Annotated in this window: 13 protein-coding genes; 9 read left to right on the forward strand and 4 right to left on the reverse strand. The window is 53.5% G+C overall.

Annotation, left to right across the window (positions count from 1 at the left end; all coding sequences use genetic code 11):
* Window positions 1–401 precede the first annotated feature (401 nt).
* Window positions 402–1,367, reverse strand: coding sequence for a lamin tail domain-containing protein (locus tag VAE57_RS16350; RefSeq protein ID WP_322822924.1), 966 nt, complete (start codon window positions 1,365–1,367; stop codon window positions 402–404).
* A gap of 340 nt (window positions 1,368–1,707) precedes the next feature.
* On the opposite strand from VAE57_RS16350, the gene VAE57_RS16355 reads away from it, so the two are divergent.
* The 4 genes from VAE57_RS16355 (at window position 1,708) to VAE57_RS16370 (ending at window position 6,383) form a co-directional block, all read left to right on the forward strand.
* A complete protein-coding gene (locus VAE57_RS16355) occupies window positions 1,708–2,877 on the forward strand; it encodes an amino acid ABC transporter substrate-binding protein (RefSeq protein WP_322822925.1) in 1,170 nt (389 codons plus the stop codon).
* A gap of 223 nt (window positions 2,878–3,100) precedes the next feature.
* Window positions 3,101–4,303, forward strand: a complete 1,203-nt coding sequence (locus VAE57_RS16360) for an ABC transporter permease subunit (RefSeq protein WP_322822926.1) — start codon at window positions 3,101–3,103, stop codon at window positions 4,301–4,303.
* A 10-nt stretch (window positions 4,304–4,313) separates the two neighbouring features.
* On the forward strand, window positions 4,314–5,546 hold the full coding sequence (locus VAE57_RS16365) for an amino acid ABC transporter permease (RefSeq protein WP_322822927.1): 1,233 nt from the start codon (window positions 4,314–4,316) through the stop codon (window positions 5,544–5,546).
* An 87-nt stretch (window positions 5,547–5,633) separates the two neighbouring features.
* A complete protein-coding gene (locus VAE57_RS16370; RefSeq protein WP_012259082.1) occupies window positions 5,634–6,383 on the forward strand; it encodes an amino acid ABC transporter ATP-binding protein in 750 nt (249 codons plus the stop codon).
* 641 nt (window positions 6,384–7,024) lie between these two features.
* Here VAE57_RS16370 and VAE57_RS16375 read toward each other — a convergent pair.
* Together VAE57_RS16375 and VAE57_RS16380 are read right to left on the reverse strand one after the other, a co-directional pair.
* On the reverse strand, window positions 7,025–8,257 hold the full coding sequence (locus VAE57_RS16375; RefSeq protein WP_322822928.1) for a glycosyltransferase family 4 protein: 1,233 nt from the start codon (window positions 8,255–8,257) through the stop codon (window positions 7,025–7,027).
* A 14-nt stretch (window positions 8,258–8,271) separates the two neighbouring features.
* Window positions 8,272–8,847 carry a hypothetical protein gene (locus VAE57_RS16380; RefSeq protein ID WP_322822929.1) on the reverse strand — a complete coding sequence of 192 codons (576 nt, stop codon included), beginning with the start codon at window positions 8,845–8,847 and terminating at the stop codon, window positions 8,272–8,274.
* A gap of 50 nt (window positions 8,848–8,897) precedes the next feature.
* Between VAE57_RS16380 and pdxH the strand changes: the two genes are divergently transcribed.
* The 3 genes from pdxH to VAE57_RS16395 all read left to right on the forward strand — a co-directional run bounded on the left by pdxH (window position 8,898) and on the right by VAE57_RS16395 (window position 11,037).
* Window positions 8,898–9,533 carry a pyridoxamine 5'-phosphate oxidase gene (pdxH, locus tag VAE57_RS16385; RefSeq protein WP_322822930.1) on the forward strand — a complete coding sequence of 212 codons (636 nt, stop codon included), beginning with the start codon at window positions 8,898–8,900 and terminating at the stop codon, window positions 9,531–9,533.
* Window positions 9,534–10,060: 527 nt separating this feature from the next.
* A complete protein-coding gene (locus VAE57_RS16390; protein WP_322822931.1) occupies window positions 10,061–10,477 on the forward strand; it encodes a polymer-forming cytoskeletal protein in 417 nt (138 codons plus the stop codon).
* 50 nt (window positions 10,478–10,527) lie between these two features.
* Window positions 10,528–11,037: a septum formation initiator family protein gene (locus VAE57_RS16395; RefSeq protein WP_322822932.1), complete on the forward strand. Its 510-nt coding sequence runs from the start codon at window positions 10,528–10,530 to the stop codon at window positions 11,035–11,037.
* 24 nt (window positions 11,038–11,061) lie between these two features.
* Here VAE57_RS16395 and VAE57_RS16400 read toward each other — a convergent pair whose 3' ends face one another.
* Window positions 11,062–14,511, reverse strand: a complete 3,450-nt coding sequence (locus VAE57_RS16400; RefSeq protein WP_322822933.1) for an AAA family ATPase — start codon at window positions 14,509–14,511, stop codon at window positions 11,062–11,064.
* A gap of 166 nt (window positions 14,512–14,677) precedes the next feature.
* On the opposite strand from VAE57_RS16400, the gene VAE57_RS16405 reads away from it, so the two are divergent.
* Both VAE57_RS16405 and VAE57_RS16410 read left to right on the forward strand, forming a co-directional pair.
* On the forward strand, window positions 14,678–15,754 hold the full coding sequence (locus VAE57_RS16405; protein ID WP_322822934.1) for a pseudouridine synthase: 1,077 nt from the start codon (window positions 14,678–14,680) through the stop codon (window positions 15,752–15,754).
* A 117-nt stretch (window positions 15,755–15,871) separates the two neighbouring features.
* Entirely contained in the window at window positions 15,872–16,360 is a 489-nt protein-coding gene (locus VAE57_RS16410) for a plastocyanin/azurin family copper-binding protein (RefSeq protein WP_322822935.1), read from the forward strand.
* Window positions 16,361–16,390 lie beyond the last annotated feature (30 nt).

A 16,390-nucleotide genomic window follows, 5' to 3' on the forward strand; every position in this document is an offset into this window, starting at 1 on the left:
ACACATCTGATCGCGTAGAAGTGATGACGCAGGGCCGGCGCTGCTCTACCCTCTGGGAACGTGCGCCTCTGGCTCGCCCGACATCTGGCACACTGCGTGTTCTTGACCTTCTCTGAATCGTTCATACCCGTCCCCAAGTCATAGGGTAGGTGGTGTGGTGCATCGGTCTTGCCACATGTCAGAAAGGATTGGTTTGGGCGTGTACGGTAGGGTAATGACGTACACGCCCCTTCGGTGCTATGCAGCACTACTCACGGAATCCGCTCCCCGCCGGCAGGTCAGCCCCGCAGGGGATTTGATGCATTGAGGCAGGGTTTCAACCCGTCGGATCAGACGGGCTGAAGCCCTCTCAAACGACGGACGAGCCATGCTGGAGTTATGGCTAGGTTTATGGATGAAGGCTAACGGTCTTCGTAGTAGCTCACCAACCGACCTTCTGCATCATACAACGCACCGTCATCGCGTTCACTGTTATTCCAGATATTTCCCTCTGGACCGGGGAATAGGCGTTCTTCACCGGGTTGGAGAATACCACCAATCGGATGGAATTGATTACCGAGGATACTACACATCCGCCAGCCGGTCAGATCTACCGGATCAGGGCTGACATTTCGTAATGTTACCGTTTCTGCTCGCTTGTCAATACCGACGATTCTGACCGGATAGTTCGGCGCTGCACCTGGGTTAGGCTCTGCTTGACAGTTGTTGAAGGTAGGTGGTGGCAAAGATGGTGGTGGTGCTGGCGGCGTACTCATGTGCGCCCGTACCTCATTGCCGAGCAGGCCCAAGAGAACGTTGTACGGTGGCGCATTCTCAGGATGCAACTCAAACCGTGCTCGTTCAAACCATTGGACTTGCAGTACCCGCCCATCGATCTCTTCAGTCATCAGATCGGAGAGGGGTAACCCAAACAGGGCCAGACTTTCTGCTTCACTCTTGCCCCGGCGACCATCGAACTCCAGACCATTTGATCGCCACATGGTCAAAATGTCACCGCACACATTGTGTTGCGTCTCGGGAAAATAGCGACATCCGCGCTGGGGCTGGCTGGTTGGAAACGTGAAAAAATCCCGTCCCTGCTGAGCAAGTCGATCAGCACCCAGGCGGCCAAGCAGAACGTCGTATGGTCGGCGATTTTCCGGGTGCAGTTCAATGCGATTACGCTCGAACCATTGGACTTGAACAGCTTTTCCTTCTACCATCTCTTCCTGCTGGGGCGTGATGGGAAACCCAAACACGGGCAAACCGCCGTTTTGTTCCCAAAACTCACGGATGCGCCCGCTGATACAAAAACCGGTTTCTGGAAAGCAGCGTTGGTCGGATTGGGCCGAGGCTGCCGGAAGCGTCGTCAGGAGAAGTGTCAACACTATAAGCCATCAATACATGGGTTTCATACTGGTTTCTACTCCATTATTTGGTTTTGGTAATCACGTTAAATTGTAATAACGTTATTACCGTTAGTCAATCGAATGTACATCTCTGAAAAAGCAATATGAAAGGTATGGTTCCAACCCATACTCGACCGCAGCCATTTGCGCGATCTACAAGAACATGGTATCATTCCCGCAATCCGAGCGACATGAAGTCAATGCTGTGCGATGGGGCCGCAGGCAGTGGATCGCCTTATTTCAATGGGACCGCACGGTTTGCAGCACCGGAAGGTCCGGTGTATTCGCGTAACCGTATTCAGATGATACAGGAGAAAACATGCGCAAACACATTACTCTGGTTTTGGCAGGCTTACTCAGCCTGGTGCTGGCCGCCTGTGGTGGTCAGGCCCAACAGTCACCCACAACGGCGCCGGCGCAACCGGCAACCTCGGCTCCTGAACAGCCAACCGCAGCACCGGCGGCGCCGGCTCCGACTGCTGCACCGGCAGCAACCTCAGCTCCGGCAGGTGGTACCACCAATCAGCCGGCTGCCGGTGGTCAGATTGAACGAATTCTTAGCCGTGGTACGCTGATCTGCGGTGTCAACAATAACCCGCTGCCTGGTTTCGCATCGGTCGACTCGGCTGGTGTCTATCGCGGCTTTGACATCGATTTCTGCCGTGCTGTCGCTGCTGCCCTCTTCGACGATCCGACGAAGGTTGAGTTTCGTCCATTGAGTGCTCAGGAGCGCTTTACTGCATTGCAGAGCGGCGAAATTGATGTTCTTATCCGCAATAGCACCTGGACTCTAGGCCGCGATGGGTCACTGGGTCTGGATTGGGCACCCACCACCTTCTACGATGGTCAGGGAATGATGGTACGCAAGGACAGCGGTATTGAGACGCTTGAGGACATGGATGGGGCAACCATCTGTGTGCAGACCGGTACTACCACTGAGCTGAACCTGGCTGACCAGTTCCGTGCCCGTGGTCTGACGTTCACACCGGTGGTCTTCCCCGATGGTGACTCGACGCGCGCTGCTTACGATGCGGGCCAGTGTGATGGCTTTACGACTGACAAGTCAGGTCTCATTTCCAGCCTGACTCTGCTGACCAACCCGGCCGATCATAAGATTCTTGAGGTAACGATGTCGAAGGAGCCACTCGGTCCGGCAGTGCGCCAGGGTGACCCACAGTGGTTTGATGCAGTGCGTTGGATCGTCTTCGCCACCTTCCAGGCTGAAGAGTACGGTATTACGTCGCAGAATCTTGATCAGTTCCTGGGGAGTGATGTGCCGGAGATTCGGCGCTTCCTCGGTGTCGAAGGTGAGCTAGGTGCTGGTATCGGTCTGTCCAACGATTTTGCTGTTCGTGTGATCCGCCACGTTGGGAACTATGCTGAGATTTACAACCGCAATCTCGGCCCCGACACGCCATTCAACCTGCCCCGTGGTTTGAATGCGTTGTACACCGAGGGTGGTCTGCTCTACTCACCGCCCTTCCGCTAATCATCACCGCGACGGCGGAGGATGTATCTCCTCCGCCGTCGCTACCTGGAGGATGTGTCAATTGTCGGTCTTGCCATTCCTTCAGTTGTCTGGTTGATTGCCTGCCATTCTGTCGCAACGTTCTATTCGTGGTGTTATCAAGCCATCTGGTCGAAGCATCGTTTCAAATGCACTCTGTGTTTATGGATCGGTGTTTCAAGGTCTTACCCTTCAGGAGAAAGTTATGGCTGTTGGTTCGCCATCGGTTCCTCCCGGCAAAATAAATATTCCTTTTTATCGTGATACGCGCATTATTGCGATCATTGTTCAAGTGGTATTTGCTATTTTGGTGATCGCATTCGTTTGGTTTTTGTATTCAAATATGATTAATGGCCTACGTCAGGCCAATTTATTGCCTACCTTTTCTTTCCTGTCTGTGCCGGCTGGCTTTCCTATTGCTGAAAGTGTTATAGAGTACGATCCTTCCATGACGTATGGGCGAGCGTTTATTGTTGGTATTTTGAATACCGTTCGTGTAGCTGTGATCGGTATTATTCTTGCTACTCTACTAGGGTTAATTCTCGGTATTGCTCGCCTCTCTGATAACTGGTTGTTGCGTAATGTGGCATTGATCTATGTTGAAATTGTGCGTAATATTCCTTTGCTTTTGCAGTTGATTTTCTGGTTTTCACTTACCCGCCTCTTCCCCCGTATTCAAGAGAGTATTGATGTCGGCGGATTGATGTTTTTGCATAACCGCGGCATTACCCTGGCCTGGCCGCAGGCGGGCAATGACTTCGATACCTGGATGGTGTGGGTCTATGCCGGTATTGTGATTGGGATCGTCTTCTACGTGGTACGCCGGATTCAATTTGTGCGTCGTGATCGCCCTGGCGTGGCCTTACCGTATGCGTTGCTCATCGCGTTGGGTATCGCTTTGCTCGGTTTTCTCGTTACCTATCTGACGAATGGTGTCTGGCCAGTGAGCCTTTCCGTACCGGTGTTGCAGCGCTTTAATTTTGAAGGTGGCGTAACAGTCACGAATAGCTTCGCTGCCTTGTTGATTGGGTTAGTTATTTACACCGCAGTCTTTATCGGCGAGATTGTGCGCAGCGGTATTCAGGCTGTCAGCAAAGGTCAGCGTGAGGCAGCGCGTGCCCTTGGTCTGACCCCCGGACAGACGATGCGGCTGGTGATCTTGCCCCAGGCGCTGCGGGTAATTATTCCGCCGCTAACCAGTCAGTATCTCAACCTGACCAAGAATAGCAGTCTGGCAATTGCGATTGCCTATCCCGATCTCTTCTACGTCGCCAACACGATTAACAATCAGACCGGCCAGGCGGTACCGGTGATCTTGATGCTCATGGCCAGTTATCTTTCGGTCAGTTTGCTGACATCGCTGTTTATGAACTGGTATAACCGCCGCATCCAGCTTGTCGAGCGATAAGGAGACGCCTGTGGCAACTGAAGTTAGTCGTCCAACTTCGCGTCGTGCACCGCGTCAGCAGATTGGTCTGATCGAGTGGTTGCGCAAAAATCTCTTTTCAACCTGGTACAACGCGATTATTACTATCGTCTTGCTGTACATTGTGATCCAGGCCGTAACCAGTTTTGTTTCCTGGATGGTGACGGCTCCCGGCTGGCCGGCTGCGTTCACGAATATTAAGCTCTTACTTACCTGGACGTATCCGGTCGACCAGCTCTGGCGACCGCAGGCGGCTATGGCGCTGGTCTTGCTGCTGCTGGGATTGAGTGCCGGCGTGTGGGGTGGAACCGTGCGTATGGTTGCCTTCGGGGCAGCCGCCATCAGTGTTGGGATTGGGTTTGCTGCTTTTACGTTCCCCGATTTGCCGGATCAAACGTCACTACCCGGCTGGCTCTTTATGTTTCTCTGTGCTGGCTTGCTGGTGGGTGGCGATCAACTGGCACGTCGGTTGAGCAACCGTATCCGTTGGCCACTTATCATCGCCTGGTTACTCTCATACCCTGCGGTTATCCTGATTTTGCGCGGTGGCCTTGGTCTGCCAATCGTTGAGACAAAACTTTGGGGCGGTTTGCTATTAACGTTGCTACTGGCGATTAGTGGTATCGTGCTCTCATTTCCGCTAGGGGTTCTGCTGGCATTAGGGCGTCGGAGTTCATTGCCAGTTATTCGCACGTTTTGTGTGCTCTACATTGAGCTGATCCGTGGTGTGCCCCTGGTGACAGTGCTCTTTATGGGTGCACTCTTACTGCCGCTCTTCATCCCCGGCGGCGAGAGTGTTGATGCGCTGGTACGGGCAATTGTCGCGGTGACCCTGTTTAGCGCAGCCTATCTGGCCGAAAATGTGCGTGGTGGCTTGCAGTCAATTCCCAAGGGGCAGGTCGAAGCAGCACGGGCACTCGGTCTGAATGTGTTTCAGGCAACGTTGCTCATTACGTTGCCGCAGGCGCTGCGTGCTGTGGTGCCGGTGCTGGTTGGTCAGTTCATCGCTCTTTTCAAAGACACCTCACTGGTTGTGATTATTGGTCTAGTCGATCTCCTCGGCGCAGCGCAAAATATCGTCGGTCAACCGCAGTGGCTCGGTACGCCGAGCGGGGTCTGGCGCGAGACATTCCTCGTGATCGCTGCCATCTATTGGGTTTTCAGCTTCACGATGTCACGGATCAGTAAGCGCATCGAAGACCAGATTGCTCGCAGCCGGCATTGATTGTGTGTCTCGTAAGTTGGTTAGCTGCCGTTCCGGCGAGCTTTGCTACACCTTTGAGATGTGAACCCGGTGTGAAAGGAATATCGTATGAGTGGCAATGGGAGCAGTGAGTATATCATCATCTGCGAAAACGTTAATAAATGGTACGGTGATTTTCATGCCCTCAAAGATGTCAGCCTGCGCGTGAAACGTGGTGAAGTCGTCGTTATCTGCGGGCCGTCAGGGAGCGGCAAGAGCACCTTTATTCGGACAATTAACCGGCTTGAGGAGCATCAAGAAGGCCGAATTATCGTTGATGGCATTGAAATGACCAGCGATATTCGCAATATCGATGCCATCCGGCGTGAAGTAGGGATGGTATTCCAGCAATTTAACCTCTTTCCGCATCTGACAGTGATGCAAAATATTACACTGGCCCCGATTTGGGTGCGGAAAAAGACCCGCAAGGAGAGCGAAGCAAAGGCCCTTGAATTGCTCGAGCGTGTAGGGATCAAGGAGCAGGCGTACAAATATCCCGGTCAGCTCTCCGGTGGTCAGCAGCAGCGGGTTGCGATTGCCCGTGCACTGGCAATGGAGCCAAGGATCATGCTCTTCGATGAGCCGACCTCGGCCCTCGATCCTGAGATGGTTAAAGAGGTGCTCGATGTGATGAAGACGCTGGCCCGTAGTGGTATGACCATGCTTTGTGTGACGCACGAAATGGGCTTTGCACGTGAAGTGGCCGACCGGATTGTCTTCATGGATCAGGGGCAGATTGTTGAAGAGGGTACTCCTGATCAGTTCTTCACGAATCCACGCAACGAGCGCACGAAGCTGTTCTTGAGCCAGATTTTGTGATGGTGCCCGTCGGCGACGATCAGACGGTGCATGTCCTGCGTAGATGAAGTAGCGAGAGTGCGGAAGTTAGCCTTCCGCACTCGAGTTGCTACCTATGCTGTCAGCAGGCCATTGAGGCTGATAACAGCCCGACGTTGCCTTTAACACCGTGTGGCGTAGCCACATGAATAGAACTTATTTCATAAAAAGCGTACTATCGCGCTCTAATAACTATCTCCGGTGCCATCACGTGCTGAATAGGTTGCCTTGATCGCTTATCATCCGCGTGTGGCGTCGTTTGGCGTGCGGCAGCCATGCTGCCGCGCCAGCCGTGCTCACGATCCGGCGCGTGTCACGTCGTTGACCCGGCTAGTCACGCGGATGCCAGGTGTGCTCGTCACGATACATGGAATTCAGTCGGCAATGAATGAGATACCTTCATAGTAGATGTTTTTTGAAACAGGTTCTAATGTGGATGGCAGCCAGTCCCCATGGACGTGCTACGTCACGCCTCACAGTAGCCACATAGAGTATACCCCTCCTCTGTGTCCTCCGTGTCTCTGTGGTGACAACAAGGTGGCAACCTGGTTATCCTTCCGCACTCGCTATGCATAGGAAGACGTATCGGGTCGTCGGTCTGACGATATACAGGTCAGGTTCGACTACGCCTCCTCTTCATCATCTGCTGCAGCTTCCTGACGCCGGGCAATGACCGCGGCGTAAATAGCTTCAATGGCGATAGCCGCCCGTTCCCATGAAAGTTCAGCCACTGCACGCGCGCGGGCACCGGCTGCCCGTGCGGCTGCCAGCTCCCGGTTGGTGAGTGCCAGCTCCAACTGAGCAGCAAAATCGGCGGCATTACCTAATCGAGCGTAAAAACCGTATGGTCCCAGTATTTCGCGATTAACCGGCGTATCGAAGGCAACCACCGGCAAGCCCATCGCCATGTAATTGCCGATTTTGCCATTCCCTTCGGTCAGACTCATCTTTGGTGCAACTGCCACCTCACCCAGCGCCAGATAGCTATGCAGATCGCGGTAGATAATGCGGCCCGGTAACGTGACATGATCCGCGATCCCCAGGCTGGCAGCCAGGTTGCGGTAGCTCTGCGGATCGGGATGACCCATTATCAGGAAATGAAGATTCGGGTAGACCTGACACATCTGACGGGCGACTTCGAGGAGCAGATTGGTGCCCTGATAGGGTGCGAGCAGACCGATATAGACGACGATACGCCGGTCAGGAGGAATACCAAGCTGGGCACGTAATTCGGTGCGCTGGGCTGTCCATTCTGGTGAGCCATCAAACGGGCGAAACCGCTCGGTGTCTACGCCATCGGCAATGGTGAAGAGACGCTCTTCAGGGACAGAGCCGTCACGACGCAGGAGATGCGCTGCATTGTGGGTGGATGTCATCACGGCATCAGCGGCGCGATTCAGCATGCGCTCCAAACGAGTCAGCGGGATGAACAGGGGGTTACTCCGTCGGATAAAACCATGATCGAGCATCTCACTGGTCATACTCCCCTGATAATCGAGAATGAGTGGTCGGCGGAGCAAACGCTGGAGGGGTAACCCGATGGCTGCCGCTTCGTGGGTGTGAGCGTGAATAATATCCGGGCGCATACGGAGTGCAGTCCGTAAGGCACGCCACCCCAAACCGATGTCGAGATAGAGTTTGTGCCGCGATGAACCAACAACGGCCCGCTTGATCCATGGTACATCCCACGAACGATAGATCGTAATACCCGGAATATCATCACCGTTGTGATAGGTAACCAAAACAATGCGGTGACCACGACGTTGGAGCGCACGAATCTCTTCCAGAATGCGGACGTGGTTGCCGTAATCGGAGAAGAAGCTCGTCGAGGCAATCATCAAAATATTGTATGGCATAGCAGTACATGGCATCAGCCACCCGCAGCAGCAGACGACACGTTGCTGTTGCTACGCTGCACGACGAGGTACAACGGTGGCCCGGCTGACGGTTGGGCGCCGGCAAGAATGGCTTCATAATGGAGATCGGGATCAGGTAAGCCGAGTTGCGCAATCCATTCGTCAGGCATCGTATCAGAATCAAAAGTCAGGTAGACGACACCTCGTTCTCCGTAGAAGGTCGTTTCAACCGCCTCAAAGCACTCTTCGCAAATGGTTGACCCTTCGTACAGGCCACGTGCCCAGCTTACCCCATTTCCCCCCACCTCAATCCAGACGCTCCGTGTTTGCAGATGTCTGACCAGTGCCTGTGCGAGCGTGCGGTCGGCGAAGTAACGTGGATCTTCCCAAATTGCCACCCAACCCTGCGCTGATGGTGCAATGAAGAAGTGGCGCGTGGGTTTATCAGGTATCATAATAATACCGCTCACATCGTGCGGTGCGCACTGTGCGGTGCTAAAACCCTGTTCGATCAGAAGGGTGAGCAGGGTTTCCGCTACTACGGCATGATCTGGATGAGCAACGTAAATGGCTGTGCTATTGTCCATCATCTGCGCTATTGTACGTCAGTCGTTGTTCCTGTGCAAATGGAGTGTCTGCTATGAATCTTGCTGAACTGCGGAAAGAGTATACCCAACGCGGTTTGTCTGAAGCAGAGTCTGATCCCGATCCAGTGGTTCAGTTTACGCGCTGGCTACGTGAGGCTGTTGAGGCGGGATTAATCGAACCGAACGCGATGACGTTGGCGACTATTGATCCTGATGGGCGTCCTTCTGCGCGTATGGTCTTGCTGAAAGGAATTGATGAGCACGGTTTTGTCTTTTTTACCAACTATGAAAGCCGGAAGGGGCAGGCACTGGCAGCTCATCCGGTAGCGGCTCTGGTATTCTACTGGCCGGAACTGGAACGGCAGGTGCGAATTGAAGGCTCTGTCGAGAGGGTGGCCGATGAGGAGGCAGATGCCTACTATGCCAGCCGGCCACGCGATAGCCGGATCGGAGCCTGGGCATCACCCCAGAGCCAACCGATAGCCCATCGCTCTGAATTGGAGCAGCGCGTAGCCGAATTCACTGCTCGCTTTGCCGATCAGGAACCGCCACGACCGCCCTTTTGGGGCGGGTATCGAGTCATCCCCGACCGGATTGAATTCTGGCAGGGGCGGCCATCACGGTTGCACGACCGGCTCTTATATACGCGCACCGAACATGGCTGGCACCGTGAACGGCTCGCGCCATAGAAAAACCTCTCACAGGATACGTGAAAGATAACTACAACGGGTGGTTTTCTGATCTGCCCTACGACCGTTGGTTGTGGGGCTGGTGGGTTGCATGGGTCAGTACTTGCACATGCAAGCTGCAACGTCTACACGTGCCTCTCGCACGATGATGGATGGTAGTATAACCCAGGTTGCTACCTGTATTGTGATCAGGCCACGGAGTCTGACTGCCAGGAACAGCACGACGTTGCATGCAACACCGTGTGGCGTAACTGTGTGAACGATTAGAGGAGCAGCCAGGTCTCATGGACACACTTCGTCACGTCTCATGGTGGCAACCCGGGTTATACACATCCTCTGTATCCTCCGTGTCTCTGTGGTGACAAAGGTAGCAACTTGGGTTATAGATAACTACTGTACGTTGCTCGCACTGCCGGTATCGTTTATAATGACGGCAATGATTTCCCGACTCATCGGGGTGTCTTCCGGCCTCGCCCGCATATAATGATACAGACAGGTGGCCGGTTATGTGGAGGAGGATCGCACGCATGTTTGGTACAAACCGCAAACCCGCCCAGCCGCCGACAGTTGTAAATGGGCGGCCAGAGACGGTGATCGGTGCCAACACACGTTTCGTCGGCACCTTAAATGCCGAGGGAAATGTTCGCATCGATGGCGCTGTAGAAGGCGATATTGAGGTGGTTGGTAATCTGATCATCGGTGAGACGGGTCGGGTGATTGCGACCATAAAAGCGCGTAATGTTCACGTATCAGGTGCAGTGAAGGGGCAGATCACTGCTCTTGAACAGTTGGAAATCTCACCCACTGGTAAAGTATGGGGTGACATTACCACGGCTGCGCTGCACATCGAACCAGGTGGTCTCTTCCGTGGCCAAAGCTCGATGACCACCAACATTGAAGAACCGCTGCTGCTCGAACCACCGCGCTCGACTACCGAGTCGTGATCACTTGTAATAAGTGCTAATAGCTTGCACAGCAGGTCTTGTGCTCTGTCGTGCAAGCCTATACTCTTATGCGCCGTTATCGCTCATCGCCAAAGCAATCGTTCACCTTTACCGCATTGCGCCGAAACTGGGCGATGGTGCGTGGACGCTTCCGTCGTTGGCTGACGACGACATTCCCTGGTGGTGGACGCACGCTTACTTCGCTGACGATCATGGCAATTTTGCTTGTCATGATCGGTAGTATGTCGGTTAATCTGGTAAACCAGCTTCTTATTGCACGTCATCTTGAGCAGGAACTGGCTACAGCTCAGGTTGAGATCGAGGCATTGCAGGCGACGACGCAAGCGTTAGCGGCGCAGCTCGAATACGAGCAATCCGATGCCGCAACTGAAGCATGGGCGCGTGATTTAGGTCTGGCACGTGATGGCGATATTATTGTGGTACCGGAGCGCGTGCCAACATTGGCTCTTCCTCCCACACCCACCATTCCTCCCACGCCAGAACCTACTCCCCAACCGCTTCCGAACTGGCAACGCTGGTGGCATGCTTTTTTTCCGTAAAAGATGGGGCATCCTCACTGGCTCTCAATCTGCACTATCTGTTTCAGGGTCTTCCTCCATTGCGATAACCATTTTTTCAAGCTCATTCAACAATACGACCTCAAGAATACCGATTTGTGAACTATTAGCGATAGCAATTGCTTGCCAGATAAGCCGACGTGCTGTGCGCATGTCGTTGCGCTTTGCGTGCCGGAGAGCCTGGGTGCGCAATCCCAGCACCTGACCATAACGGTCGCCAATCGTACGGGAAACGTAGAGGGCATGCGGTAATTGCTCTTCTACCATTTCATACTGGCTACTGAACAGCGTTACATGACATAATCCAATCAGGGCACGATTCTCAACAATCCAGTCATTAGCAGTACGCGCCAGCTTGATGGCTTGCTGGAATCTACTTGTTGCGCGACGGAATGCACCAAGCTCGAATTGGATCCAGCCCTCCAGTTCGTAACTTTGAGCAATGATGATGTCGGGGAGTAGCAGATCATTGAATGGTTGTATTGTTGTTCCCTGTCGGGGTACCAGTGCACATAATCGATTGACCCGACGGAGTATCTCCAGAGCCTGGTTCGATTGCCCTTTGAGTGCCAGGTATTGGGAATTGATAAGCCAGATGCAGGCTTGCAAGAGCCGACCAAAGACAGGGTGGTGCTGTATTTGACGAACCATAGCCTGCGCATATGTAATCTGTTCATCCATATGGAATTGCCCACTAACGAGAACGTGATGAAGGTACAGTACTGCTGCTAATGCCTGCATCGCCGGTTGTGCCTGTTCGTTTAACAATTGTTGAATCAGGCGAAAATCTTCTTCCTGGTAAAGATGATTACCAATGCGATCATTAAGCAGCATGCGTAACCCGATCAGGTCGATTCGTCGACCAACAGGACCGGCCAGACCTGCACCTTGTTCGATGTAACGAAGTGCACTGTGGAACAGCGAACGCCGGGCACAGATCAACGCTGCCTGCCAGCAGTGTTCGACAGCAATCGACCACAACTCGGCGCGTATACTGTGGTCGATGACAACATCGTACACTGCCAGTGGTGCATCCTGTCCGGCTAATTCCTGTTGATATGTGGACAGGTACCAGTTACTAATCGCCTGATGGAGATGTCTTCGTTGGGCAAAGAGGAGACTTATGTATGCTGCTTCGTGAGCAATACCATAGATAAACCGGTATACTGGCTCTGGTTCAGCCATCTCCATCTCAATCAGTTGATCGCGTAGCAACGCTTCAATATCTTCGCGCAGTTCACGCTCGCTAATGCGAGCCGGGTGAATATGGCGTAACAAGCGCAAGGAAAAGCTGCGCCCAATAACGGCTGCAGCCTTGAAGGTAAGACGGGTGCGCTCCTCCATGCGATCTATGTGCGCCTGCACAATGCCCAATGCCGAACTAGAGAGTTGCATCGGTGGTAATGGTCTCAAGAGTCGAGCAGTGTCATTCTCAATAGCGATTAGTGCTTTTTGCAACAGGAGGCGCACGTATTCTTTAATAAACAACGGCTGACCGGCAGCGTATCGTTCAAGATAGTGGAGCAGGCGATGATCAACATCTTTTACCCCAATTAGTTGCTGGATAAGCATTGCCCGTTCATAAACGGGTAATCGTTCCAAAACGTGGTGTGTAGTGAAGGGGTGCTGCCGTATATGGTTCGTGAACGATCCCAAATGTTCGGGTGCCGGTCGATACGAGATAACAATCAGCAGGGGGAGTTGAGGTAACAGGGTGTCAATCACATCTTGAATCAGCTTCAACGAGGCATGATCAGCCCAGTGGATGTCTTCGAGCACTATCAGGAGCGGCTTGTGCTTTACACGACTCATCAGCAGGTCTACTACCAGAGGACTAATATCGGTTGATTTTGTTGTGTAGTCAAAGCCGTCAATTTTAAACAGATACGCCAGTGCTGCAATATGTTGTGGTCGGGTTGATGAGAACGTGGTGGCGATGTGTTGTAAACGTGCCTGGCGAACCTGCATCGGCGCACTGTCATCAATATCACATAGTTCGCTGAGAATGTTACGCCATAGATGTAGTGGCTGTTCTTGCATACCACTCCGACATTCGCCTCGGAAGCCATGGTAGCCGTACTCAATCCACCTGGCACTCAGATGGTGTATCAGGCTCGATTTACCGATGCCGGCTTCACCCTCGATCAATAACACCTGACCCTCTTGCCTGGCGATATCAAGGATGTGATCGATCATCTGGCGCTCTTGAGTGCGCCCGATCAGTTCGGTATTAGCGGGTAGTGAGGCCCGGAGTGACGAAAATGGACGTTCGTCGGTGAAGGCATGTTTCGCTAAAACAACTGCCGCCGGAATACTTCGACTATAGCCCTTTATATTCAACTGTTGTGGCGGCGATGTACGATACCGGCCAAGGGTGTCTTGTCGTACACGCCCAGAAATGACAACGTCACCGGGTTGCGCCTGTTCCATTAAGAGCGCGGCCAGGTTCATGTCTTCACCCTGTGCGGTATACACCCGTCGCAAACGGCTTCCTACCTCTCCCACAAAGACTGAGCCAACAGTGATACCTGCCTTGCGAATGATGCCACGGTCGCGCAACTCTACTGCACATCCCACAGCCCGACTGGTGTCGTCACCGTGAGCAACTGGTGCCCCGAATAGAAAGACCATTACTGCACCTTTATTACCGACTTCAATTTCGTTGAGCCAGCCACCCCACCGCATGGCGATTGCTTGTGCCTGCATAACCAGTGGTTGTAACGCTGTTGGATCTTCAGGCAGATCAAAAGCGGCAAATACCGGTACGCACCGGCGATACTCGGCAACCAGCGTGTTTAAACGAAGACGACGGGCAAAGCTGGGTGGCAGGAAATGTTCCCACGTCAGGATGGGTGTTTCGGGTGGCGGCTGGTAATCACAGAATCGGGTTGGTCGGAACGCCGGTAATAAGAGCTGTACCTCTCCTGGCCTGGCTTGTTGTTCGGCGAGGCTGGCTGCGTCAATTGGTGCGCCGATCAGCACCGGGTGAATGCCTTGATTGGGAATTCCAACCAGTAACAGGTGGACGATCCCAACGCTTACACCAACTCGAATTTCAAGGGTAAAGGGTCCGTTCGGAGTCACAATTGGATTGAGGACAGCAATTGCATTATGCAGGGCATGACCACAGGGAATCGCCAGTGCAGGATCAGTCATGCCGGGCCACCAGGCTGTTAATGCATCACCGGCTATGTGGATAACGTCACCGCCATTAGCAACGATAGTGGCAATCATCACCTCAAAATAGCTGGTTAAGATGCCATGAAGACGCTCAGCACCATCGGGCAGAGTGGCGAATGTTGCTGTCAGGCGGGTGAATCCGCTCAGATCAGTGTAGAGAATCGTGCCCTGGTAGGTATGTATCTGACCTGCGCGTAGCAGACCGGCGCTAAGCTGGTCACGTAGTGTGGCGGGTACATAAGCGCGAAATAGTTGGCTCGATGTCTGCTGTTCCATTGTTCGGGGAGATAGTAGCTATCGCCTGCCTTTATTGTACCCTAAATCAGGCTATAAAAATCGGTATGGTATACTGTCAAACGATAATAAACAGTATGTCTTACACAAGGTGAAGACGCAAGTCTTCAGGCAGATGGATGTTGTTTACGATACAGAAAGGCTGTCTGTGAGCCCTGAACGTCTACAAAAAGTATTGGCCAGCGCTGGTATCGCATCCCGCCGTGACTGCGAAGCCCTGATTGCTGCCGGGCGCGTAATGGTGAATGGTCGGGTCGTTGTTGTGCCGGGAACACGTGTTGACCTCGATCACGATGAAGTGTTGGTTGATGGTCAACCGTTACAGATGCCGACCAAACGTACATATATTATGCTGCATAAACCGGCAGGAGTCGTTTCAACCGCAGAAGATACGCATGGTCGTCCAACAGTGCTCGATCTGGTGAATGTTCCGGCACGGGTGTTTCCGGTTGGACGCCTTGACATGGATAGTGAGGGTCTGATTCTCCTCACCGATGATGGCGAGCTGGCCTACGCACTGACCCATCCCAGCTTTGAAGTTGAGAAAGAGTACCGGGTGCTACTTGATCGAGCACTGACACCGGAAGCACTGCGGAGCTGGCGTAACGGGGTTTTGCTCGATGGCGAAATGACCGCACCGGCCTGGGTTGAGCTGATTGGCACTGCCCCAGAGGGCGTATGGGTACGGATCGTCCTCCGTGAGGGGCGGAAGCGCCAGATTCGCGCAGTGGCAAAGCTGCTTGGGTATGAGGTGCGTCGATTGATCCGCGTGCGTGAAGGCGATCTGGTACTCGGTGATTTGCCACCACGGGCCTGGCGCTATCTGACTGATGAAGAGGTGGCTGCATTACGTGCTCACATTGCAAAACGTCGCCCTTCGGTAGAGCGATCTCCGGGAGTAGGGTCATCATCAGTACGAGATCGTGATGACGAGCGACCATCCAATCGCACACCTGATGTTCGATCACGTGAGGAACGTGACGAGCGGAGCCGGGGGGTTGCGCGAGAACCACGGGCACGGCGCGATAGCGGCGAGCGGGGGCGGGAGTTTGCGCGAGAACCACGGGCACGTAGTGAAGAACGCTCGCGTTCGACGCCGTCTCGCAGTGGGCCAAAAAGTAAACCACCATCCGCACGATCATCGCAACAGCAGCGCTCTACCGGAAGGGAACATCAGCGGCGTAACGAACGTTTAGGCCGTAACAAAGAGAAAGATCAGGAATAATGTCAATGCGTACAAACTCTGAAAGAGCGGTGCTGATCAGCTTGACAATGGTTAAGATAGTGGTATAAATGTTGACGTGTATACTTGTGATAGATGCCACAAGGAAGGAAGCAACCGATGAAGATTACATTGCGCATGATGGTTCTGGCCGTATTAACGGCGATGGCAATGGTGCTGGCTGCCTGCGGTGGTGGTGGAAGTAGCGGTGGTTCTACCGGTGGTGGTTCCGGTAGCGGGCCGGTAACGATTGAAATCGGCTCAAAGGGTGAAGAGCTTGCATTTGACAAAACAGAGTTGACAGTTTCCGCTGGTCAAACTGTAACCATTCGCTTCAAGAATAACTCGGCTGTTCAGCAGCACAACTGGATTCTGGTTAAGGGTGGTGATGCCGAGGCTGCCGCCATTGCTAACGCCGGTCTGAGCGCCGGCCCGGCGGCCAACTATTTGCCGGCTGATAAGAGCAACATCATTGCCGAGACGCCGCTGGCTAACGGCAATGAGACAGTAGAAGTTACCTTCACTGCCCCTGCTGCGGGCACGTACCTCTACATCTGTACAGTGCCCGGTCACTACCCATTGATGCAGGGTAAGCTGGTCGTCAACTAGAAATACGGTTTCGCTGGAATACAGGAATCC

Origin of the sequence: Chloroflexus sp., assembly GCF_034434295.1 — a bacterium.
Taxonomy (GTDB): Bacteria; Chloroflexota; Chloroflexia; order Chloroflexales; family Chloroflexaceae; genus Chloroflexus.